Annotated in this window: 21 protein-coding genes; 12 read left to right on the top strand and 9 right to left on the bottom strand. The window is 49.2% G+C overall.

Translation table 11 applies throughout. The annotated features are described in order from the left end of the window. The 4 genes from AC6R0R_RS00585 to AC6R0R_RS00570 all read left to right on the top strand — a co-directional run. Positions 1–552 (top strand): molybdopterin dinucleotide binding domain-containing protein (locus AC6R0R_RS00585; RefSeq protein WP_500625316.1); only part of this gene is annotated, 552 nt, incomplete at its 5' end. A gap of 71 nt (positions 553–623) precedes the next feature. Further along, the gene (locus AC6R0R_RS00580) at positions 624–1,079 is read left to right on the top strand and encodes a nitrate reductase cytochrome c-type subunit (protein ID WP_334551844.1); all 456 of its coding nucleotides are present in this window, start codon (positions 624–626) and stop codon (positions 1,077–1,079) included. Positions 1,080–1,104: 25 nt separating this feature from the next. Further along, positions 1,105–1,683 (top strand): NapC/NirT family cytochrome c, encoded by a 579-nt coding sequence (locus AC6R0R_RS00575; protein ID WP_334551843.1) that lies wholly within the window; start codon positions 1,105–1,107, stop codon positions 1,681–1,683. Between the two features lie 9 nt (positions 1,684–1,692). Further along, positions 1,693–1,830: a TIGR02808 family protein gene (locus AC6R0R_RS00570; RefSeq protein WP_487901526.1), complete on the top strand. Its 138-nt coding sequence runs from the start codon at positions 1,693–1,695 to the stop codon at positions 1,828–1,830. Between the two features lie 112 nt (positions 1,831–1,942). Here the strand turns inward: AC6R0R_RS00570 and galE are convergent, their stop codons facing one another. Both galE and AC6R0R_RS00560 read right to left on the bottom strand, forming a co-directional pair. Then, positions 1,943–2,956, bottom strand: a complete 1,014-nt coding sequence (galE, locus tag AC6R0R_RS00565) for a UDP-glucose 4-epimerase GalE (protein ID WP_500625315.1) — start codon at positions 2,954–2,956, stop codon at positions 1,943–1,945. A 61-nt stretch (positions 2,957–3,017) separates the two neighbouring features. Then, a complete protein-coding gene (locus tag AC6R0R_RS00560) occupies positions 3,018–4,991 on the bottom strand; it encodes a diguanylate cyclase (RefSeq protein WP_500625314.1) in 1,974 nt (657 codons plus the stop codon). Between the two features lie 286 nt (positions 4,992–5,277). Between AC6R0R_RS00560 and AC6R0R_RS00555 the strand changes: the two genes are divergently transcribed. The 3 genes from AC6R0R_RS00555 to AC6R0R_RS00545 are packed head-to-tail and all read left to right on the top strand — an operon-like array spanning position 5,278 to position 7,652. After that, positions 5,278–6,015, top strand: coding sequence for a 5-oxoprolinase subunit PxpA (locus AC6R0R_RS00555; RefSeq protein WP_500625313.1), 738 nt, complete (start codon positions 5,278–5,280; stop codon positions 6,013–6,015). Positions 6,016–6,018: 3 nt separating this feature from the next. After that, positions 6,019–6,729 carry a 5-oxoprolinase subunit B family protein gene (locus tag AC6R0R_RS00550; protein ID WP_500625312.1) on the top strand — a complete coding sequence of 237 codons (711 nt, stop codon included), beginning with the start codon at positions 6,019–6,021 and terminating at the stop codon, positions 6,727–6,729. Next, positions 6,726–7,652, top strand: a complete 927-nt coding sequence (locus tag AC6R0R_RS00545) for a 5-oxoprolinase subunit C family protein (RefSeq protein ID WP_500625311.1) — start codon at positions 6,726–6,728, stop codon at positions 7,650–7,652. The genes AC6R0R_RS00550 and AC6R0R_RS00545 overlap by 4 nt, the downstream gene beginning before the upstream one ends. Positions 7,653–7,764: 112 nt before the next feature. On the opposite strand, the gene AC6R0R_RS00540 is transcribed toward AC6R0R_RS00545, so the two are convergent. The 3 genes from AC6R0R_RS00540 to AC6R0R_RS00530 form a co-directional block, all read right to left on the bottom strand. After that, complete coding sequence (locus AC6R0R_RS00540) at positions 7,765–9,231, bottom strand: FAD-dependent oxidoreductase (RefSeq protein WP_500625310.1); 1,467 nt, start codon at positions 9,229–9,231, stop codon at positions 7,765–7,767. 267 nt (positions 9,232–9,498) lie between these two features. Further along, a complete protein-coding gene (locus AC6R0R_RS00535) occupies positions 9,499–11,928 on the bottom strand; it encodes an ABC transporter permease (RefSeq protein ID WP_500625309.1) in 2,430 nt (809 codons plus the stop codon). A gap of 2 nt (positions 11,929–11,930) precedes the next feature. Further along, positions 11,931–12,605, bottom strand: coding sequence for an ABC transporter ATP-binding protein (locus AC6R0R_RS00530; RefSeq protein ID WP_334551835.1), 675 nt, complete (start codon positions 12,603–12,605; stop codon positions 11,931–11,933). Between AC6R0R_RS00530 and AC6R0R_RS00525 the strand changes: the two genes are divergently transcribed. From AC6R0R_RS00525 to AC6R0R_RS00515, 3 genes are all read left to right on the top strand, one after another. Then, entirely contained in the window at positions 12,604–13,203 is a 600-nt protein-coding gene (locus AC6R0R_RS00525; RefSeq protein ID WP_500625308.1) for an arylesterase, read from the top strand. The two genes, AC6R0R_RS00530 and AC6R0R_RS00525, sit on opposite strands and share 2 nt — an antisense overlap. Before the next feature lie 99 nt (positions 13,204–13,302). Beyond that, positions 13,303–14,505, top strand: a complete 1,203-nt coding sequence (gene fabV, locus AC6R0R_RS00520; protein ID WP_500625307.1) for an enoyl-ACP reductase FabV — start codon at positions 13,303–13,305, stop codon at positions 14,503–14,505. A gap of 146 nt (positions 14,506–14,651) precedes the next feature. Then, positions 14,652–16,304: a P-loop domain-containing protein gene (locus AC6R0R_RS00515; protein WP_500625306.1), complete on the top strand. Its 1,653-nt coding sequence runs from the start codon at positions 14,652–14,654 to the stop codon at positions 16,302–16,304. 83 nt (positions 16,305–16,387) lie between these two features. On the opposite strand, the gene AC6R0R_RS00510 is transcribed toward AC6R0R_RS00515, so the two are convergent. Then, positions 16,388–17,005: a DNA-J related domain-containing protein gene (locus tag AC6R0R_RS00510; protein ID WP_500625305.1), complete on the bottom strand. Its 618-nt coding sequence runs from the start codon at positions 17,003–17,005 to the stop codon at positions 16,388–16,390. A 131-nt stretch (positions 17,006–17,136) separates the two neighbouring features. After that, positions 17,137–17,976 (bottom strand): isopenicillin N synthase family dioxygenase, encoded by an 840-nt coding sequence (locus tag AC6R0R_RS00505; protein WP_500625304.1) that lies wholly within the window; start codon positions 17,974–17,976, stop codon positions 17,137–17,139. Positions 17,977–18,190: 214 nt separating this feature from the next. Between AC6R0R_RS00505 and AC6R0R_RS00500 the strand changes: the two genes are divergently transcribed. Next, a complete protein-coding gene (locus AC6R0R_RS00500) occupies positions 18,191–18,817 on the top strand; it encodes a DUF2238 domain-containing protein (RefSeq protein WP_500625303.1) in 627 nt (208 codons plus the stop codon). On the opposite strand, the gene cutA is transcribed toward AC6R0R_RS00500, so the two are convergent. Further along, positions 18,781–19,095: a divalent-cation tolerance protein CutA gene (cutA, locus tag AC6R0R_RS00495; protein ID WP_500625302.1), complete on the bottom strand. Its 315-nt coding sequence runs from the start codon at positions 19,093–19,095 to the stop codon at positions 18,781–18,783. The genes AC6R0R_RS00500 and cutA overlap by 37 nt on opposite strands. Positions 19,096–19,113: 18 nt before the next feature. Next, entirely contained in the window at positions 19,114–21,192 is a 2,079-nt protein-coding gene (helD, locus tag AC6R0R_RS00490; RefSeq protein WP_500625301.1) for a DNA helicase IV, read from the bottom strand. A gap of 205 nt (positions 21,193–21,397) precedes the next feature. On the opposite strand from helD, the gene yccS reads away from it, so the two are divergent. Further along, positions 21,398–23,572, top strand: a complete 2,175-nt coding sequence (gene yccS, locus AC6R0R_RS00485; protein ID WP_500625300.1) for a YccS family putative transporter — start codon at positions 21,398–21,400, stop codon at positions 23,570–23,572. Position 23,573: the final 1 nt, after the last annotated feature.

The following is a 23,573-nucleotide window of genomic DNA, read 5'->3' as shown; positions in this document are numbered from 1 at the left end:
TATGAAGTGTATCACCAAACACGTGGTCTTCGTTGGCCAGTCGTTGACGGTAAAGAGACCCTTTGGCGTTACAAAGAAGGCTCAGATCCATATGCCAAAGCCGGTAGCGGTTGGGACTTCTACGGCAAGCCTGACGGAAAAGCGTTTATTATTTCCGCCCCATACGAAGCGCCTCCAGAAGTGCCAGATTCCGAGTTCGATTTATGGCTCTGCACCGGTCGTGTACTCGAGCATTGGCACACCGGCACCATGACACGCCGTGTCCCTGAACTCTATAAAGCCGTGCCGGACGCCGTCTGCTACATGCATCCAGAGGACGCCAAAGCACGAGGCATTCGCCGAGGTGACGAGGTGAACATTGCCAACAAACGTGGTGAAGTGCGTGTGCGCGTTGAAACGCGCGGACGTAACCGACCACCTCAAGGATTGGTGTTCGTCCCCTTCTTTGATGCGCGCATCTTGATCAACAAATTGATCCTTGATGCCACGGATCCACTGTCTAAACAGACCGACTTTAAGAAGTGTCCAGTGAAGATCACCAAAGTTGCGTAATGTCGAGATTAGGTTGCCCACATTTGGGCAACCTAAGCGAAGAATGTAGCCAGAAGGCGGAGAACAAAAACATGAAAAAATTCTTAGTTGCACTTTTCTCGGTAGGTGCAGTGTTGAGCAGCGCTGTGTTTGCCAATTTGGACAACCCGGGTGGTATCGGCGGGTTGGAGTCGCTGCGCGGTAACACCAATCTGGAAGAGACCAGACCTGCGGACGCATTTAAAGATTTTCCCAAAGATCAAATCGTTGAAGATAGCTTTGTCTATCAGCCACCGTTGATTCCTCACAGTATTCGTAACTATGAGGTGTCGTTAAACGCCAATAAATGTTTGGCTTGCCACAGCTGGAAAAACGCCAAGCAATCAGGCGCAACAAAAATCAGTGTCACCCACTATGTGAATCGCCAAGACGCGGTGCTCGCAGACGTATCGCCAAGACGTTACTTCTGTCTGCAATGCCACGTCCCGCAAACAGATGCGAAACCATTGGTTGAGAATGAGTTCCAATCTGTTGATTCTCTTAAGTAAGAAACGCGAGTAAGCGAGGTTAACTATGAAATTACTGAAAGCGTTTTGGAAGCGGTTCACGTCCCCCAGTAAAGCGGCGGTTGGCGTTGTGCTGTTTATGGGCTTTGCGGGTGGTTTGTTGTTCTGGGGGGCATTTAACACCGGGATGGAAGCGACCAACAGCGAAGAGTTTTGTTCAGGCTGTCATGCGCCGATTGTAGCGGAAATCAAAGAGACGATTCACTACTCGAACCGTTCTGGTGTGAGAGCAATCTGTTCTGACTGTCATGTACCTCACGAATGGACAGACAAGATTGTCCGTAAAGTTCAGGCGTCTAAAGAGCTGTTTGCGCACTATGTCTTGCGTACCATAGATACACAAGAAAAGTTTGAGCAGCGTCGCGGTCATCTTGCTGAGCGAGAATGGGCACGTATGCAGAAAAACGATTCGCTCGAGTGTCGTAACTGTCATGAATTCGAGTTTATGGACTTTTCTGAGCAAGGTTCACGTGGTGCCCAGCAGCACTCAACGGCCCTCGCCTCGGGTGAAAAGACCTGTGTTGACTGTCACAAAGGGATCGCCCACCGCCTGCCTGACATGCATGGCGTTGAAGGTTGGCAATAAGGAGAGAGCATGAGTACGTTAGAATCGATTATTTGGCACATCCTTGGCTACAGTGCGATGCCTGTTATTATCCTATCAGGCTTCATAGTCGTTGCGGTCATTTGTATTTGGTTGCTCTCGTTGGGTAAAGATAAACAAGCCCAGTAACCCAACAGTATCCGATACACGACTGTGAGTCGTTGGTCGTTTATAAACCAACGCAAAGAGCGACCGCTAGGGTCGCTCTTTCGTTAGATTTAAAATCAGCGGTTGCGCTCGATTAATCTGGAAAACCATTCGGGTTATTTGACTGCCAGCGCCAGGTATCTTGCGTCATCTCAACCAAAGAACGTGTCGCACTCCAACCCAGCTCACGCTGCGCTTTTGAAGGATCGGCCCAACACTCGGCAATATCACCGGCGCGGCGCGGCGCAATTTGGTACGGGACAGGTTTACCACTGGCCTTTTCAAACGCATGCACCATCTCCAACACACTATAGCCATTACCAGTGCCTAGGTTGTAGATGTGCAATCCGGATGTCTGGCCTACTTTCTCTAACGCAGCCACGTGCCCATCTGACAAGTCCATCACGTGGATATAGTCGCGCACGCCCGTGCCATCTTTGGTCGGGTAATCATCACCAAACACAGATAAAAATTCACGGCGCCCTACGGCAACTTGGGAGACAAATGGCATTAGGTTGTTTGGAATACCTTGCGGATCTTCGCCAAGCTCACCGGATGGGTGTGAACCAACAGGGTTGAAATAACGCAGTAAGGTGATACTCCAATCGGGATTGGCATTTTGAAAGTCGGTCAAACACTCTTCAACCATCAACTTGCTACGACCATAAGGATTGGTTGCGCTGGTTGGGAAATCTTCGGTAATAGGCACACTCGCTGGATCTCCATAGACAGTCGCAGATGAAGAAAAAACTAAGGTCTTCACCCCTGCTTCGCGCATCGCATCGACCAATACAAGCGTACCGTTGACGTTGTTGTCATAATATTCAAGTGGCTTTTCCACAGACTCACCGACCGCTTTAAGCCCAGCAAAGTGAATCACCGCATCGATGTTGTGCTCAACAAGCACTTGCTTCATCAAGGCTTTGTCGCGAATATCGCCTTCAATAAAGGTCGGCGTTTGACCTGAAACCTTCTCAATACGTTCAAGCACACTGCGCTTACTGTTATACAAGTTGTCGACGATAACGGGCGTCATTCCCGCGGCGATCATTTGCAAACACGTATGGCTGCCAATGTAGCCCATTCCGCCTGTCACTAATACATTCATAACTCTAGCCTAATGTAAGTATTTCGTTGAATGGTAACAGAAAATTGCGCGCGAGATAACGCTAACTTGCCTCACTCATGATGACCTGCCCTTTGCCTTCCATTTTAGCTCGGTACATGGCTTTGTCGGCCGCTTTGAGGAATTGTTCGAGACTGGTACCCTGCGCACGTTGAGTGTAGTGAATACCAATACTCACACCGACCGATAGACGCTCACCGGCATAGTCGATTTCATTGCTGATTTCCGCCAGCAGCCGCTCTGCGAGGGCATGCGTACTGGGTTGATCGCAAGAAGTCATCAAGACCACAAACTCATCGCCGGACAGTCGAGCCACCAAATCTTGACTGCGCACATGCAACGATAGGCGGCGCGAGACTTCTTTAAGTACTGCGTCGCCTGCATCGTGGCCGTAAGTGTCGTTTACCGCTTTAAATCCATCAAGATCGAGATACAAAAGTGCAATGCCCGTTTTGGATAGACGCTCATCGGTGAGCGTTTTACCTAATACGCGATAAAGGTGGGTGCGATTGGCAAGCCCGGTCAGACTGTCATGATTGACCATATACTCAAGTCGCTCCATCTCTTTGACTGAAGATAAGTCGACAATCACATAGACATAATCGAAGCGATGTTCACTGGCGCTGGTACGATTTTTCGATGCTCGAACATAAAGCGGTACTCGGTGCCCTAGGGGATGAATCTCCCACACCTCACCTTGCCACTCACCTTGCTCTTCAATCATGCGTTTTATCTGCGTCATGACGGTATCAAAATCCGCCCAACGGAATAGCTCGCGATGGTGCTGACCAATTATCTCGCTGGTATCTACTCCCAGTATCCGACGACTGGCCGGGTTGAGCATAGTGACCACGTCCCTATCATCGGTGACCACTAAGCCATCTTTACTGTTTTCAAAAATATTCGCCGCCATGCGTTGGCGGCTCATCGCCACTTCGACTTGGGTGATGTCCTCAATCGCGACTAGGCACTGGCCGGGTTTTGAAAGCGGCGTACCACTTACTTTTAAGAATCGGCGATCATGAAACAGATCTTCGAGGACGATATGGCGATCTTCAAACTCTAGATTGTTTTCGAGCGCGTGCTTTAATTCGGATTGCCCTTTACCTTGAATCAAATCTATCAACTTACTGGCTTGGATAAAGGCGCTGGTACAGCGGAATATCTCACACGTCATCGCATTAAAATGGAGAACATCGCCATGCTGATTGACAACAATAAGCGCGTGTTTGACCGACTCGACCACCTCGTTGGCGAAGGATTTCTCTTGCTCTAATCTATCAAGTGTATGATTGACTTGTTGATCACGCAGTTTCAAACGTCTCAGCATAGTGCGAAAGGCACGGACTAAATCGCCAACTTCATCGTTCGCGATGGTATCAATCTCAATACTGTTGGATTTGTGTTCAATATATCCTTGTATCGCAGCGCGCAAACTGATGACGGGGTTGAGAATATACTTTTGTACGGTGTAAAACAAAATGGCGGTCGCAATGGTCAAAAAAACAATAAAAATCAGCGCATTATGTATGACCTGCTCTGAGCTGTCTTGAAACGATTTGGTGGAAATCGTCACTCTAAACTTGGCCACTTCGTTACCGTTTGCATAGAGAGGAAAGAGTGCAAAAAGATAATCGTCGCTCACAGCCTGGCCCGTTTCTTTCAATGCAGCGAGCTGCTGCGCACTCGGCAAAGGCGCTGCGACACCATGTTGTTCATACATCGAAAACAGTTTGCCATCTAAGGTGTGCAGCTTAACGCGCACGATCTCTTTGTCTGCGGAAAACGACTGCAATATTTGCGTCGCTTGTTCAGTATGCCCACCCAAAATGGCCGAGTTTAACGGCGATGATAAACCAAGAGACAATACGTGAGCACGGTCGATAAGGTTGTCGGTTTGCGACTTGAGAGCAACATTGAGCGCATTGCCCTGAGTGAGGAGTAAAATCACCAATGAAAAAAGAATCAGTGGGACGATAAGCTTAGATTTCAACGATAGCGCGTTCAGCGAGAGCATACGCGACTCCTCTCAACCCATCTTCTTTGGCGATTCTGAATACAAACGCCACTTCTATCGCCGCTGACCCTTTTCATATCACATTTGAGCGCTTCGCCCCTCACCCACTACCTAAAACACTATTTGCTACCTAAAACATGAGCCGCTCTGTTTTCTTTTGATGCGGTTTGTGCGTAAGCTTAGCAACACGATAGGAACACGCTCAGTGACGCCGTTCAAAATTTGAACGCAACTCGGATTATTTGTACGATAAATCTCACTAATGAGCATAAAAGGACGTAAATGCATGGCAAAACGCGCAATTTTGTTGAATTGTGATATGGGCGAAAGCTTTGGTGTTTGGTCGATGGGCAATGACACCTTGGTGATGCCCCACGTAGACATGGCCAATATCGCCTGCGGCTACCACGCTTCTGACCCAACTATTATGTCACACACTGTCGCGCTCGCGGTTCGCCACAACGTCAAGATTGGCGCCCATCCCAGTTACCCAGACTTACAAGGATTTGGACGCCGAAGCCTTGCCATGAGCCCCGAAGAAGTCACTGCGATGACCATCTATCAAGTTGGCGCGCTTAAAGCGCTTTGTGAAGCGCACAACACAGAACTCAGTTATGTCAAACCACATGGCGCGCTTTATAATGACATGCTTAAGGACTTATCGCTGTTCGATGCGGTCGCTGATGCCGTCTCTTGTTTCAATGTCCCTTTAATGACGCTCGCCGTGCTCGATAACCAGCCTTTACTTGATATTGCTGACCGGTATGAGCTGCCTTTGCTGTTTGAAGCTTTTGCTGACAGACGCTATCTCGCCAATGGTACTCTGGCACCAAGAACGCAGCCCGATGCGGTCATCACCAACGCCGAAGATATCATTAGCCAAGTTCGCCAAATCACCCAATATGGCAAAGTGCGCACCATAGAGGGCTACGCGATTGATATTGAGGCGGATACCTTATGCGTACACGGCGATAATCTGGCGGCCATCGATATTATCAAGCAGATCCGCACCAGCATGGAGTAACAGATGACGATCACCTATACCATCGATCCCGTTGCCGAGTGCAGTATTTTAGTCACCTTTGACGCGGCCCCTTCACCAGAGCTGTCGAGTATAATCCAGCACTGTGGCGAAAACGTTCAGTCTCAGTTAGCGCAATGGCTGATGAACGTCACCCCCTCGCACATCACTCTGTTGATTGACTATTTACCTCACCGAATCTCCATTTTCGATTTTATCCCACGCGTCGAACGCATCTTGGATAGCACCATAGCCAGCCCGCCAGTAAGCCATAGCGCAGAGATCATTGAATTACCCGTCTACTATCATCCGGATGTAGGGCCAGACTTAGCGATCTATTTCGAGCAAGGTATGACATTGGACGAGGTAATCGAACTGCACACCCAAGGGTGTTACAGTGTCACTGCGATCGGCTTTGCGCCTGGGTTTGCGTTTATGAGTCAAGTCACGCCTCAATTACAACTGCCACGTCAAAGTACGCCGCGCGTCAATGTTCCCAAAGGCAGCGTAGCGATTGCCAATCATCATACTGCGGTTTATCCGAGTAATTCACCGGGTGGGTGGAACATCATTGGACGCTGCCCATTAGCGCTGTTCACACCCGATGAAGCGCAGATGCTGCCGTACAGTGTCGGCTCTCAAGTGCGCTTTAAGGCCGTCGATCGAGACCAGTTTCTTCAACTCGGTGGGTCGCTTGATGGGGAGTTTGCCTTATGAAGTCTTACGTTGAAGTCATCAAACCTGGACAACTGAGCCTCATCCAAGATTTTGGTCGATTTGGCTTGGCGCATTTGGGCATTACCCAAGGCGGTCCCTTGGATGATTACGCCTACAGTTGGGCGAATCATTTGCTCGATAACCCGGTCAATTGCCCAACCATTGAAATTACCTTGGGACAAGCGGAATTTCGTTTCAATGGTCACTGCAACCTCGCCATTGCAGGTGGGGATCTCAATGCTAAACTCGACGGTCAGCGCATAGATAACTGGTCAACATTTGTCGCCCGTAAAGGGCAAACGTTGAGCTTTGGTCTTCCGGCCAACGGGCTAAGAAGCTACCTTGCCATTAAAGGGGGCTTTGATGTGTCACCAGTATTGGGCAGTGTGTCCACCGTCACCCGTGAAGCGCTCGGTGGCTTAGAGCAAGGCCGCGCACTTAAAGCGGGGGATCAACTCGCGTTTACTTACCACCCGTTATCCCACCAAAGCACACAGATTTCATTTCGCTACCGCCCTGATTACAACCTCCCCATTCGTGTACGTGTGATTGAGGGATATCAAAGTGAGCAGTTTTCTCCAGACGCGATCGGGGCCTTTTACAGCCGGCGTTTTGAGGTAAGCCAGCACATCAATCGAATGGGGTATCGCCTTCGCGGTAACACAATTACGCCGCCGGATACGGAACTGTTGAGCGAAGGAATTGCGTTAGGCGCAATACAAGTGCCCAAAAGTGGCGACCCGATTATTTTGCTCAGTGACAAACAAACGATCGGCGGTTATCCCAAATTAGGTTGTGTGGCCCGTATTGACCTGCCACGTATCGCTCAAGCTCGGCCGGGCCAAACCGTGACGTTTGAAAAGGGCGATTTACTCGGCTTACAAGATGTCTGGTGTCAGTGGGCGCGTTTTTTCGGCTACTAATTCATTGCCATCAGTAGGCTTAGTTTCGGCCATGACGGCGGCGAAATAACAAAAAGGCGCCGATTTGGCGCCTTGATACATCATCCGATAACACGGTGTGGCGATAGCTGCTTTACTGGGATTCACCATAGACTTGGGCCAACTCTGCAGGATAGCCACGCTCAATCGCGATGCGTTTCGCTTCTTGTTCAACGTCGCTCGCCACCAAGCGGGTACACACCGGATGAAGAGCCTCAATGGAGGCTCCCTGATAGTCATACAAGCCCCACTGCGTCACCACTTTTCTTGCGGCTTCTAGCGCAGATGAACCTTTGACCACTTCGATGCGTGCATAGTGATTGGCTTCAAACGAAACGTCTGCGGCTCTTAACGAGTCATCTCGTCCTGGTATTTGCTGCGCGCCAAACAAAGGCAGCGCATAGTAATCCGCCGAATGGTAGTCAGGCACGTACTGACCGATGTGTCGCACGGCACGCAGGCTGCGCTCTTTGGCCACTGACTCGTCCCAGCCTTGATTCAACGTCTTGATCAGGGGAGCCGGTAACTGAGGCTGAGAAGAACGATCATCCGAGGCGACCAACCCCTCATCGAACAAGGTAATCTCTTTCGTCATACCGTGCAGTTGAAACACTTTATTTGCATACGGGGTCAGTTGCGCCATACCTGCTGGCGTCCCCCGTTGACCATGGAAAATAACCTCTGGCCATACCTGATCACACTCTGCCCATCGCGTGACATATGCGGCTTTAAACTCCACCAAACGCTGACGTTTCTTTTGAGCCAGATCGTCAATCGTACCGGTTTGATAACCACAGGCGTTGATGACGTATTGAGCTTGAAGTTCGTGCAGTCGGTTATTGTCATCTCGATAGCGAATCAACCAGCCGTCTCCACTCTCTTCAAGATCAGTCACTTCACATGAGGTAAGCAATTGACAATTTGGATGTGCGGCGAGTGTGAGTTTTGCACTCGCGGCCAAACGAAAGACACTCCAACCGTGCTCTTGCACTGCAACCACAGGGTACTTTAGCGCATCGAGATCGGCATGCTGAGCAAAAGGAATCACCCAATCTTCAACACTTGTTGGTGCCTCAGGTTGAGTGCGCGTCGCCAGTGCTTGCAATTCCTCTTTTGAAAAACAGCGATAGTAATCTTGTGGTGCGCCCAGCACTTGATTGGCCGAGTCTCGGTCCACTAAGGTCTGGTAGCAATCACGGATGGTTTGCAGGCGAGATTCGACCTCATCGACACTGCCGGGATCGGAAATAGGAACAGCAATCAGAGTTGGGCGACGATTGATGGTTTGAGGGTAAAGACGCACCGTTTCAATCGACTGTTCAAGCAACTCAATACATTGCTCCGTCGAGATTTCGCGGTACAAATTCCCACCAGCATGGAGATGGCAAATCGGCGGTCCACTGACAAGGCTCGCGCCTCGCTCAATGAGGGTAACATTTTGCCCAATTTCGGATAAATGGACAGCGGCCGTGGCGCCGGCAACGCCCCCACCAATAATGACGATGGACGTTGAACTTGGCTGTGTGTTGATCTGTGACATCTGCGCGGCTAGTTGTTTCATTTCTCGGTTATTTTACTCTTAAAAAACGGTGATAAAAATCACTTTTTTTGCAAGGGATATGAATGACATTTTCATCATAAAAAGTTGAAAAAAATGCTTGACTGAAAAATTGGAACTCATAGAAAAATCGATTCTGTGAATAACAACTTTGCTGCATGCTTGAACTTTCCTAGCGTTGCGCGATTTAGTGAGTTATCTACAGGTCAAGTTATCCCAAACCTTATCCACCGTTTTTGTGGATAACTGAATAACTTGACCCGAACAGCGTCAGCTAAACTCTTTATTTATAGGGGCTAACAGTTTTTTAATCATACTGAAAACAACCAACGCCAGTGTGCAAAACGTGATGATGGGCATGGTTAACCACAACAAATAATGCAAGCTTGGGGTGAGATCAAAACCGAAGTAAATGATCCCACCGACTACGGCTTCTGCCCCGAGTGCGGCAATCAAACCAGCGATCAATGCCATCAAGCCATATTCCGCCCAAATGGTACGCGTGACCCGTTTTCGGCTCGCACCTAACGTTCGGTAGAGCTGCATCTCTGATTTACGTTGTGACAGACTTAGCCTCAGCAACGTAAAGATCAAAAGTAACCCTGCCAAGACGCCAAGTGCCGCCAATAAGGTAATCGACCAAACGATTTGCTCAAGCAGCGATTGGATTTTCTCACCCATTTGCCGAATATCCATCAAGCTAACCGTTGGGTGCGCCTTTGACAGAGTATTGAGCAACCCGTCATGTTGGTCGTCGACGCGAAAGCTGACCAAAAACGTCGCTGGGATTTGCTCTAGCACATCCGGCGTAAAAATGAAGTAAAAATTAGGCTTCATATCACGCCATTCTACGGCACGCACGGAATTCACCATCGCAATTATCGTTTGGCCGTTAATCACAAACTCAAGCTCATCACCAATCGCTAGACCCAGATCGCTAGCGACATCCGACTCAACGGAGACGCCGCCTTTTTCAGTCCACTCACCCTCAAGCAACTCGTTGTGTGCAGGAATCCCCTCGGCGTAGGTAAAATTGAGCTCACGGCGCAGCGCGTCGTTGCCTTCTCCGCCATCAGAGGCTTCTTTCGCATCTTGCCCATTAATTTTCGTCAAGCGGCCCCGAATGATGGGATAGTCGTCGGAACGAGTGATCCCATTTTGGTCCAACACCTCTAAATAGGCCTCTCTTTCGTAAGGTGCGATATTCAGAGCGAAGGCATTCGGCGCATCTGGCGGAATAGTACGTTGCCAATCAGAGAGTAGATCAGTGCGAACGAGCCACATCACGGCCAACAGCATCAAAGAAAGCCCAAGAGCGCCAAATTGCAAACCGGTTGCCGTCATTGAGCGGTTGATGCGCGAGAGCGCCAATTTGAATGACGTACTCAGTGGCATTTTGGCTAACTGCTTGGTGACAAGCAAACTCACCGCACCAAGCAGCACAAACAGCAGCACCATCCCCAGCATGACAATCCAAACCAACATGTTGTCGTAGTATGCCGCGAGCATGGGCACGACAGGCACCAGTATCAACCACTTTGACTTATGGCCCGCGTCGCTTGCTTGGGGTTGCATCACATTGACCGCACTGACACTCACTAAGCGATGCAGAGGAATCCCAAGGGCAGGTACGGCGATACACACGCTGCTGGCAAGTGCGACCAGCGCAGGCGTCAAGCCATAGCTCGGGAGTGGATTCGGGAGTAAGTCAACCAGAGGAATGCGGAGTAACACTTCTAACCCGACACCAATCAGCAAGCCAAGCACGCTCGCTGTCAGTAGCAGTATCGCGACCTGAATAGAAAGCCAGCGGACAATCCACTGCTTTGTGGCGCCAAGGCTTTTCAACATGGCAATGGTCTTGGTGCGAGTAGAGACGTAATGCTGACAGGTCAGTACCAATGTCGTAGCGGCCATAATGACCACAATCGCGACGCTGAGAGATAAATATTGCTGAGTGCGCTGGAAAACATCGTTGGTACGACTAGCACTGTTTTGATCTCGCCAACGTTCACTTGGGGTCAGTTCAATGCGGCTTTTTAGCGTCTCTATGCTGGTGTCGTCGCCATTCAAAAATAGGTTGTAGCGCACGCGACTGCCGAGCTGAATAGCGCCTGTCTTATCGATGTCATCCATGTGGATAAAGACCGACGGCATTTGCTGAAATGGATTGAAGCTAAGCCCTGGCTCTTCTAATACCCGTCCTGTAACGGTAAAATCGGCATCACCAATAGTGACCGCGTCACCAATGGTGACCTCTAACTGGGCAAACAGACGCTCGTCTAGCCACAGCTCACCTGGTGCTACTCGTGCTTTTTCCCCTTGGCCATCACTTAAGCGAAAATCACCTTGCAGCGGATAGTTCGACTCTACCGCCTTAACGGTGATCAGCTTCATCTGCGCGTCACTAAACGCCATGGTGGCAAAGCGAGTTTGACGCGCAGTGTCCATATTCAATGCCCCGGCGTTTTGTAGCAATGTTTCGGGCAGAGGATTCGAGCTACTGAACTGCACATCCGCCGTTAACGCTTGCTTGCCCTGTTTGACGATGACCTGCTCCATGCGGTTCGCTAAAGCGGTTAAGGCAAAGATGCAGGCGATAATTAACGTCAGCGCGGCGGCAATCGGCCAGAGCTGGCCTTGACGTATTTCACTGACACTCCAGCGCACTAGACGGGAGTTTAAACGAGAGTGTGCCATTCCTACTCTCCTTTGATCTGACCAGCCGACATGACTATGGTGCGATCGCACATACGTGCTAGCTCGCTGTCATGGGTCACCAGCACTAAGGTCGTCCCGTGCTGTTTATTGAGTTCAAACAACAGCTCGATCACTTTCGCTGCGGTGTGTTCATCCAGATTTCCCGTCGGTTCATCGGCGAAGAGGATTTTCGGTTCAATCATGAAAGCGCGCGCCAAAGCAACACGCTGCTGTTCACCCCCTGACAGCTGAGAGGGAGAGTGATGCATTCGATGCTCAAGCCCTACCGACGTTAACAACATTTTTGCGCGCTCAATGTTTTCATCTTCGCCTTTCAGTAAGCATGGCAAGGTAACGTTCTCTAACGCGCTCAAACTTGGTATCAGCAAAAAGCTCTGAAAAACAAACCCAACCGATTCACTGCGTATTTTCGCCCTTTGCTCATCATCCAGCTCTGATAAGGTTTTACCTAGCAGCTGGATTGCGCCTTTTGTTGGGGTGTCGAGACCGGCTAACAACGTCATCAAGGTGGACTTACCTGCACCGGATGTGCCGACGATCGCCACGCTCTCTCCGGCAAAGATTTCAAGATTAACCTCTTCAAGGATTGTTAATTGCTCCTGTTTAGTGGAGACTATTTTTGATAATGACGTTGCTTGAATGATGGATGTTTGCATGATTCGTTTACTTTCCTTGGTCTTTTTTCTCGTTTTTGTTCAACCCGCATATAGCGCTAAGCTATTGGTTTTAGGAGATAGCCTGAGTGCAGGTTATCAAATGTCGATTGAAGAAGCATGGCCTACCTTGTTACCTAATGTAATGAAAACCAAAGGCCATGATCTTGCGGTCATTAATGGCAGTATCTCTGGAGATACCTCAGGTAACGGCCTCAGCCGCATACCTAGCCTGCTGAGTGAGCATCAGCCGGATTACGTATTAATCGAGCTTGGCGCTAACGATGGCTTGCGCGGATTTCCACCTAACGTGGTCGAAAACAACCTCTCGGCCATCATCGAACAAGTCAAACAGCAAGGGGCAATGCCGCTTTTAATGCAAATCCATGTATTGCCCAATTACGGTAAGCGTTATACGCAAGCGTTTTCAGCCGTTTATTCCAAAGTGGCAGACGCACACAATGTGCCACTGCTGCCTTTCTTTCTTGAAGGCGTCATCACAGAGCCTCAATGGATGATGAACGACGGACTGCATCCTAAACCTGAAGCCCAACCTTGGATCGCTGATTTTGTCGCCAACGAGCTGGTAAAATTTCTGTAAATACCGATAGATAATCACTTGTCATTGGTCTGGCTCAATAAACTTTACCTATTTTTACGCTAGGTTAATCAGACAACGTCCGTTTCTAAGGAAAGTTTCATGATAATTGAACCAGTAATACAAGGTGTGGTAGCTCGCAGTGCGCATCCTTACGGCTGTGAACAAGCTCTCCTCCGTCAAATCCAATACGTACAACAAGCAGAGCCGATCAAAAACGGCCCAAAACGTGTGCTAATCATTGGTGGCTCTTCAGGGTTTGGTTTGGCGTCGCGTATCGCTCTGACGTTTGGCGGGGCTCAAGCTGATACCATCAGCGTCTCCTTTGAGCGTAGCCCAAGTGAAAAAGGCGTAGGCAGCGCAGGTTTCTTCAATGACTACTTCTTCAAACAGCATGCTGAAAAGGCAGGACGAATCGCGGTAAATATTCATGGCGATGCGTTCTCTTCAGCGATCAAGAACGAAGTCGTTGAAGCGATAGAAACCTATTTTGAAGGCGAAGTCGATTTAATTATCTACAGTGTCGCCAGCGGCCAGCGGCCTAACCCTGACACCGGTGAAGTGTGGCGCTCAGCCATTAAGCCAATGTTTGAACCGATTACCGGTGCAACGATCGATCTCGAGCACGATGCGTGGATCAACACCCGATTAGAGCCTGCAACGGAAGAAGAAGCGCATCATACACAAAAAGTGATGGGTGGCGAGGATTGGGAAGCCTGGGTGGATACCTTAATCAACTCAGAATCGATTGCCCAAGGTTGTCAAACGCTTGCTTTTTCTTACATCGGGCCTGAGATCACCCACCCTATCTATCTTGATGGCACCCTTGGAAGAGCCAAAGTCGATTTGCATCAGACTAGCCATTCATTAAATTTGAAATTAGCCAATTTCGATGGCGGCGCATTCGCTTGTGTGTGCAAGGCGCTGGTCACTAAGGCAAGTGTATTTATCCCTGGCTTAACACCTTACCTTTTGGCGCTCTACAAAGTGATGAAAGCGCAAGGCGTGCACGAAGGATGCATCGAGCAAATGCAACGGCTCTATGCAAGCAAGCTCTACAATCAAGCAAAAGTAGAGGTTGATGGGGAACGGTTGATACGTATTGACGACCTAGAATTGGCCAAGCCCGTTCAGGATGAGGTGACGCTCCTACTCAAAGAGATGAACCAAGATAACTTCAAACAGCTTGGTGACTATCAAGGCTACAAGCAGGAGTTTCTCAATTTGAATGGTTTCGGATTTGATGCCATTGATTATCACGCTGATGTCGATTTAGCCCCATTTATCGAAACAAAAGAGGCGTAACTTCCCCTACTCGCCGTGCCTTCCTCGCGCGGCGAGTGCTCTAGGTTCCGCTGACCTCTAGCACCTTACTCGTCGGTAGTTTACCTTTACTCTGCGCCGCCAGGTTTCTATAATCCACGCTTTCAAAATTCTATAGTGAGCCAGTCATGGATCAGTTAACCGCCACCCTTAAAAAAATCGAAAAGCAGAACTATCGCGCTTATCAGCAAATCAAAGGTCAATACGACTTTGGCGATTACACCTTTCACATCGACTACGTTCAAGCCGACCCGCATGCGTCAGCATCACGAGTGCGCGCACTCCGCCCGTGGTCGTTGACCGGCTTAGACTGGCTACGTGAGCAATCTGCTGTCTATCAAATTGCGGCACGCGACTTTATCGCCCGCACCTTTGCTCAACTGGCAAAACAAGAAAACCTCATCAGCATCGCCCTAACGGGTCAAACTGTGATGGATTCCACTGCGGTGATGTTTACTGACGAAGGCATAGAGCTGCGTTTTCGGGTTAATTTACCCGCAGAAGGACGCAGTGTCCTTGGCAAAAAAGCGCTTAACCTCCTCACCTTTCACCTACCTAAATTTATCCGTCGTGCCACGATTGAGCGCGAGTTAGATAAAGCCGCTCTGATTGCACATTGCCAAGGTGTGGAAGATCAACAAGCGATTCGAGATCAACTGGATGAGCGTGGCTTAGTCGCCTTTATTGGTAATGGCGCCGTGCTGCCGCGTTTGGCCGGTAACTCTGACTTGCCAATGAAAGAAGCGGTCGCGTTTGTCTCGCCGCCGTCGCTTGAAGTGACGTTCCATACCCCTCATCACGGTGCGGTGTCAGGTATGGGCATTCCTGCTGGCATTACATTGATCGTTGGTGGCGGCTTTCATGGCAAATCGACGCTACTGAGCGCTATCGAACGCTCTATTTACAACCACATTGCCGGCGATGGCAGAGAATGGGTCGTCACCAGCAGCGAAGCGATGAAAATCCGCGCCGAAGACGGGCGCTGCGTGCATGACTTGAACCTGTCAAACTACATCAACCACTTGCCGATGGGCAAAGATACGGCTCATTTCTCAACCCAAGACGCGTCCGGTTCGACCTCTCAAGCAGCATGGTTACAAGAATCTATTGAATCTGGCGTGAAAGCGATGCTGATTGATGAAGATACCTCAGCCACCAACTTCATGATTCGTGACGAGCGCATGCAGGCTTTGGTCGCAAAAGGTGATGAACCGATCACGCCCTTGGTCGATCGCATTGGCCAGTTACGTGATGAGTTGGACATCTCAACCATCGTTGTTATGGGGGGCTCAGGCGATTACCTAGATGTGGCGGATACCGTGATTCAAATGCACGATTACCAAGCCATCGATGTGACTGAAAAAGCGAAACTTGTCACGCAAGAGCACCCAACCACGCGTCAAAATGAAGCCGAATCGGCGCTTGCTACTTTCCGTCCACGCAAATTGAATTGCTCTGCTTTGCAAGCGGTATTGGCAGACGGCAAGTTTCGCGTTGCGGCGAAAGGCGTCGATTCACTGCGTTTTGGCAAAGAGTTTACCGACCTTTCGGCTCTTGAGCAGTTGGAATCGAGCTCAGAAATGAACGCGATTGGCTGGTTGTGGTTTCAGTTGGCTCAGCGTCCTGGTTGGTCTGCCAACCCTGCTAAAGACGTGGCACAAATGCTCAATGACCAGTGGCATCACACTATGCCCAATCAAGGTGACCTTGCCAAACCGCGAGTGTTGGACGTCATGGCCGCGCTCAACCGCATGCGCAAATCGCAGTTTAAAGGTCAATAAAACGTTGAATATGTGACGCGGTCACAACATGGACAGCAGCCGCTTGGTTTGCTGTCCACGGTTTGGCTGCTTAGAATCCCTTTTTACTGGCGAAGTACATTCCACGCTTCACACAGTACTCGGAATCGTTCGCTGTTGCCATTCTCTCTATCAGGGTGCCACTTCAGCGCCAACTTACGCCACGTTTTTCGTATCTCTGTCTGTGTCGCCTCTTGAGGCAATTCAAAGAGTGACAGTGCTTTGCAGCGGTCCATATCTTCATGATGATTGCCCCCAAGAAACCTCTGATAGCGACTCCAAAATTCATTCAGCAGACGCTTCACTTCGCCCTCTTCTGCTTCATAATTGGACCACTGGGTGTAGTAATCTCGCAAAGGATCATCGGTATCAATCGCAAAACCATGACTTTGTAGCGTCGGTAAAAGCACAATATTCATCGCCTGGACTTGCAGCCAATTATCTGGGTAAAGCGTCTCTTGCAGTTGGTACAGGGCGTTCATCATCAAGAAATTGCGTTTAAAGAGATCTTTTTCTGGCAAAGGATCCAATTCAGGCATATAACCGAGTTCACCAAGATGAGCCGCTAAGGTGTGTACCTTCCACCCCGACGGCTTTTTGCGTAGCACTTCGAGGATTGGCCAAAGCAGAGGGTTTTCCATGTATTGCTGAAACGACGTCGCGAGTGCTTGCTGATTACCCATAGGATCCTTTCACGGTTTTTCTTTTACTTAAATGGATCCTCAACCATTTGTCGAGTAAAACAGACAACAACTGTTATTCTGTGCGAAAAAAGAGCCACCAAAGGCGACTCGATTCTCTCAGCTTGATAGGGTTAGATGACCCCTAACTCACGTAGGCGTTCCATCAAGTAGCTGTCGGCGGTGTAACGCTCTGACAGCACAACCTCAGGCTTGGGGTGCAAAAAGAGCGGCAGTGAAATGCGTGAGTGCTCTTGGCGAGCGCCGGTTGGATTGATCACGCGATGCGTGGTCGATGGGAAATAGCCACCGGATGCTTCTTGTAACATATCACCAATGTTGATGATGAGGTTGCCAAAATCGCAAGGCACATCGATCCACTCACCCTCTTTACTTTTCACTTGCAAGCCAGGTTCGTTAGCAGCGGGCAATACGGTCAACAAGTTAATGTCTTCATGAGCCGCTGCGCGAATGGCGCCAGGCTCTTCATCGCCCGTCATTGGGGGGTAATGCAGAATGCGTAGCAAGGTTTTCTGGCTACCATTGATCATCTCAGAAAGCGCAATCGAGAATTTCTCCTGTACCTCTTTCGGCGCATGAGCTTCAACCCAGCCGAGCAGCTCTTGGGCAAATCTGTCTGCACGCTGGTAGTAATCAAGAATTTGTGCTTTGAGCTCCTCAGGAATCTGCCCCCAAGGATAGACGTGAAAATACTCTTTAATATCTTTTACTGTATGACCTTTCGCGACCTCTGAGACACTAGGCGGGAAATAACCATCTTGCGTTTCGACGTTAAAGTGGAAATCATTTTTGCGCTCTGAGGTGAAAAATTGGTACCAATTTTCGTAAATTGACTCGACCAACTCTTGCGGAATTGGGTGGTTTTTTAACACACCAAAGCCGGTCTCTCTCAAGGATTGAACAAATTGCTCTGCGGCATCGTCAGCAAGGTAATCAACGGTATCCAGTTTCATGCTTTCTTTACTCGTTATTAGAATTTGACTCGATTCTATGTGCCTCCTAGAGGTAAATCAAATGTTGACGACAGGTAACGTAAGTGTTTGCACGAAGAGTGTGCAGCAAAGCGGAATTTCAACATAAAGCGAGATCGGCATAATGAAAGTTGCAATTGAACAGCGTTTTATTTAATGATAAAACAGTAGCATATCAATCAAATAGTAAGCGACTATGCGTACAACACACATACGTACAACACACCTAAAAACCCTGAAGTTTCTCACTGCAATCTACAGTGCGGTGTTTCTATTTTCTGTCATTGACCCAAGTTCAATTCATGTTTGGTTGGCTGAAATTGTGCCTGCCGTGGCGATACTGGCGATTGTTTGGTGGTTATCCCAGCGCTACGTATTTAGCCATACGGCCTACATTCTGATGTTCGTCTGGCTCGTATTACACACGATTGGTGCAAAATATACGTTTGCTGAGGTCCCCTTTGACTGGTTTAACCAACTCATTGGCTCAGAGAGAAACCACTTTGACCGCGTTGCCCATTTCTCTATCGGCCTTTACGCCTACCCGATAACGGAATACCTAATGAGAAAACGCAAGCTACCGTGGGGGCTGTCTGCCTGTTTTGCCCTATTCTCAATAATGTCACTGGCAGCGGGCTATGAAATCATTGAGTGGTGGTACGCAGAATTGGCGGGTGGCGATGAGGGCATCGCCTTTCTCGGTTCCCAAGGTGATATATGGGATGCACAAAAAGACATGCTGATGGACACCTTGGGCGCGTTAAGCGCACTCGCTCTGATGGCCGTTCAACGACGAGTGTTTGCCTCAAGCCAACTGAGATAAGGGTTGAAACCATCGACAATGGGCACTTGCACGACTTGCGGAGTGTCGTAATCGTGCAACTCCACCACCTTTTGTTCAACTTCAACGTAGTTGCTCTGAGTCGTTTTGATCACCAGTAAGGTTTCGTTGTCACGACACACTTGCTCTTGCCAGACATAGTGACTCTCAATGGGCATGGTTTGAATACAAGCGGCAAGCCTTTCTTTAAGTAACACATCTATGATTCGCTCAGTAAGCGCTTGACTGTTGGTGGTGGTGAGCGCAATACAAAACTCCATCGTCCACTCCTCGTGGTGCTATTTCACAATACTGACCGGGTAATCCTCTTCAAGCAGCTCTTTGACAAAACTCGAACCACTGCCATTGAAGGTTACCCAAACCTTTTTCTTTGCGCGTGTAAGCGCGACGTAGAACAGTCTCCGTTCTTCTGCAAACGGGTAGCTTTCTTGTGATTGTGTCAAGGCGCCGTCCAAATGGAGCGCTTTCACTCGAGCTGGAAACTGCCCTTCATCCACATTTAATATAATCACAAAGTCGGCTTCACGTCCTTTGCTCGCGTGACATGTCATAAATTCTATCGACAATTGTCGAAACCGTTTCTGCCAATCGTCGAGCAGTTCAGGGCGATGATAGTGATTTCGGGCGAGTAACATCACTTGGGTTGTTTGCTTGGCGTTACGATCAAGTTGATCAAGGATTTTTTCCACTTGACCTGCAGGTGCCAGTGTCACCGCTTTGCTCTTTTGTTGTTTGTGGCTATTGAGTGATTTTTGCAACTGCTCTGGATTTTGCTGCACAAATCGATTTGCAACCGCGCCCAACTGATTGTTAAAACGGTAAGTGGTGTCGAGATAGTGAATAGTCGCATGTTGGAAGCGTTCACTAAACCCCGTCGTCAACGAAACGTCAGATCCAGCAAATTGATAGATGGACTGCCAATCGTCGCCGACGGCAAATAACGCGCAGCCATCTTCCTCGTCATTGGGTTCCACTTGCGTACACAGCGCTTCAATCAAAGCAAGACGTTCGGGAGAGACATCCTGATACTCGTCCACCATGATGTATTTCCAAGGCGCGCGGAACTTGCCCTTCTTCACATAGTCGACGGCTCTTGAAATCATAATATTGAAGTCAACTTGCTGCTGATCTTTCAGCATCTGCTGCCAAGCTTGATAACAAGGCCACACCAAAGAGAGTTCGCTATTCAAACGAGTGTAGTCAGGGTGCTCAACCAATCGCTGCTGCAGCTCTTTCTTCGATACACCCATTGCAGCCAATTGACTCAACTGTTTCTCTAGCCAGGCGATGAGTTTAGGGTTTTCAACATGACTGCCTAACTCATCATCCCCGGCCAAATAGGCGATGGGCCACTTGACCAAATGTTTTTGCCAACGCTTAAAGTTGGTCGGCGTCATCCAGTGCTTTTTCAACCAGTCGACACACCATCCGTGACGCAACTTATCGTCCACCGCAACGGGACAAATCTCAACGCGACTGGATTCAACATCATTTAATATCTTCAGTCCTAGACTATGAAATGTGCTGACTTCCACCCCTTCAGCGCTCAGACCAATTTTACTCTCAAGGCGCTGTTTCATTTCGCTCGCGGCGTCTTTACCAAACGCCAGCATTAAAATCTGATCGGCTTGCGCCAAATGACTTTGCAGCAAGTAGGCCACTCGCGCCGTCAATACACTGGTTTTACCCGAACCCGCGCCGGCTAAAATCAGGTTATTGTCATCATTGAGTAGCACCGCTTGGCGTTGAGAGAGGTTAAGCGGCGAGGACTCGATGCGTGAAAACAGTACCTCCCAATTCTCAAGTTCGGTTTCCATCCATTGATGATTGCGCGCTTGGAGCGACATTTGTGTCTCTTCAATCCACGGTAGCAGTGGCGCTAAGCGCTTTGGCATCCGCAACTCAGCTTCTTCAAGTGTCATGCGCATGCAAGCTAAATCGTCCATCACTTTCGTATTCCACGCCGCTAACATTGACTGCCTTAAGAACGTAGGTCGACGCAATTGACGATCGATTGCCTCTTCCCACTCTGGCACATACTGGTTGAGCTGGTGGCACTGAGTGGCGTGCCACTGCTCATAACTGGCCACCGCGTGCAGCGCGAATTGCCGACACGCTTTAGGGCTAAGGCCCTGAACAATCCAACGACGCTCTTTACCGCCATCAATGTGGCTATAAAACTCGAGCCCACTCCATACAATCCCCGTTTTGACTTTAACTCGCCCATCCCAAACACGAAAAGGCACCCGAGTTTCTTTCGTTTCAGATCGTAGAATCAACTCCTGCTCGCCCAGTTCGACGTGGTGGTATTCGTTTTGAGTAAAAAATGTAGCGGATGGGGATGCACTTAACTGCATGTCACAAGGTTCCTTGGCGTCAATAATCAACTCGCAAACTCTAAACGTTAATGCGATGCCCCTACTTTTCAGAACCTTGCTACATAAGTCAAGGGCTGGGCGGGTCATTTGCGCATCGAACAGACCTATTTCATTACCTCGATCAGTTAGTTACCATAGAGTCGGTGGTAATGTTTACCCCAAAGCTAACCAAGAAGAGACGCCCGTGCCCTATTTGCACCAACTTCGCCTCCTGTGGGTGAACCGAACGTTTAATAACAGTTTACTGATTTTAATCACGCTGCTTGGCGCGGTAGTGCCTGCCTGGTATTGGCAGCAGCAGACGCTATTAGTCCCACTAATTCTTGGTATCATCGCGGCGGCGCTGGCTGAAACCGACAATAGCTTTGTTGGGCGGTTAAAGTCCATCACACTCACTTTGATCTGTTTCGCCATCGCCACCTTCTCGATAGAGCTGTTGTTTGATACGCCTTGGCTGTTCGCTCTGGGTCTGTTCACCTCGACATTTGGCTTTATCATGCTTGGCGCAATCGGTAGTCGCTACGCAAGTATCGCCTTTGGCTCGTTATTGATCGCTATCTACACCATGCTCGGCATTGACCAAAGTGGTGATAGTTGGTTCCAACCGATATTACTGCTTACTGGTGCGAGTTGGTATTTCCTGGTTTCTATGGTTTGGTTTGCAATTTGGCCGTTGCAACCGGTACAACAAAGTTTATCCACCGTTTTTTATCAACTCAGCCATTACCTGGATCTGAAAAGCCAATTGTTTCACCCAGTGACCAATTTGAATCCACAACCGATGCGTATCGAAGAGGCCAAACGCAATGCGGCGACCGTCACTGCGCTCAATCAGTGCAAATCGACGCTGCTCAGCCGCTCAAAACGTGGCCATGTGGACAGCGCCAGCGACCGTTTTCTTAATATCTACTTTATTGCGCAAGATATCCATGAGCGGTTAAGTTCGAGCCACTATCGTTACCAAGAATTAGCGCAACACTTTGAGCGTTCCGATATTTTGTTTCGTTTCAAACACCTTATTGACACGCAAAAACAGGCATGTCAGCGCATCAGTCAAGCCATCATGACTGGCAAAGCGTATCAACACGATACGGATTCAGTCATCGCACTGGATGAACTGCAAAACTCATTGGCGCACCTCCAAGCGCAAAATCACCCCACATGGAAACCTCTGCTCGCGCAGCTTGGTTACTTGTTTAACAACTTAGCCATGGTGGAAAAACTGCTCGCCAACGTCAGCAACCCAGACACCACAAAACCCGAAGAAGATGCATTGGATGACACCGAAGCGCACACGCTCAAATCGATGTGGCAGAGGGTACAATCCAACCTCAACAGTGACTCGATTCTGTTTCGCCACGCGCTACGCCTTTCTCTGTCATTAACGGTGGGTTACGGCATCATCCAAGCGTTCGATATTGACCATGGCTACTGGATTTTGCTCACCACGTTGTTCGTTTGCCAACCCAACTACAGCACGACTCGACAAAAACTGATTGGCCGTGTGGTCGGTACCATTGCTGGTCTTTTGGTTGGTGTGCCACTGCTGAGTTTTTTCCCCTCGCAAGAGAGTCAGTTGGTGCTGATTGTCGCATCGGGTGTCGCCTTCTTTGCCTTTCGTTTGGCGAATTATGGCTACGCGACAGGCTTTATTACCGTTTTAGTTCTGTTTAGCTTCAACCAACTAGGAGAAGGCTACGCCGTAGTGCTCCCTCGTCTCGCGGATACGATCATAGGCTGCTTACTCGCCGTTGGCGCGGTGGCGTATATTCTCCCGGATTGGCAGTCTAAACGATTGCACACCGTGATGGCAGAAGCTATCGCTGCGAATCAAGCATATTTAGCCCAAATCATTGGCCAATATCGCGTGGGTAAAAAAGACAATCTGGCCTACCGAATCGCTCGACGAGCGGCGCACAATAGTGACGCGAACCTCACTGCCGCTATATCGACCATGCTCGCAGAGCCTGGGCGCTATCGAAGCGCCGTAGATGAGAGTTTCCGCTTTTTAACCTTAAACCATGCGCTGCTGAGTTATGTCTCAGCGTTAGGCGCGCACCGTACCCGCATCGACAACGAACAAACGCATGTATTGATTCTGGATACCCACCGGCTGATTCACCAGCATCTTGAACTGCTGCGCATGCGTTTAAATCGTAAACCTTACGCTGAAGACTTTATGATTGCGGAAGATCCGACGATTACCTCTAGGCTAAGTGAGTGGCGTGAAGAAGACGATAATTCGGTGCGTCTCGTGTTGCAACAGCTGCACCTAATCTATCGAATGATTCCTGAGTTGCATTCACTGACTAATAAATTCAGCGTAAGAGTGATAAGCCCCACTAATACAGAGTCATGAA

It is taken from the genome of Vibrio sp. R12-SW3-ISO1 (genome assembly GCF_059834005.1).
This window is presented reverse-complemented; position numbering and strand designations above follow the sequence as displayed.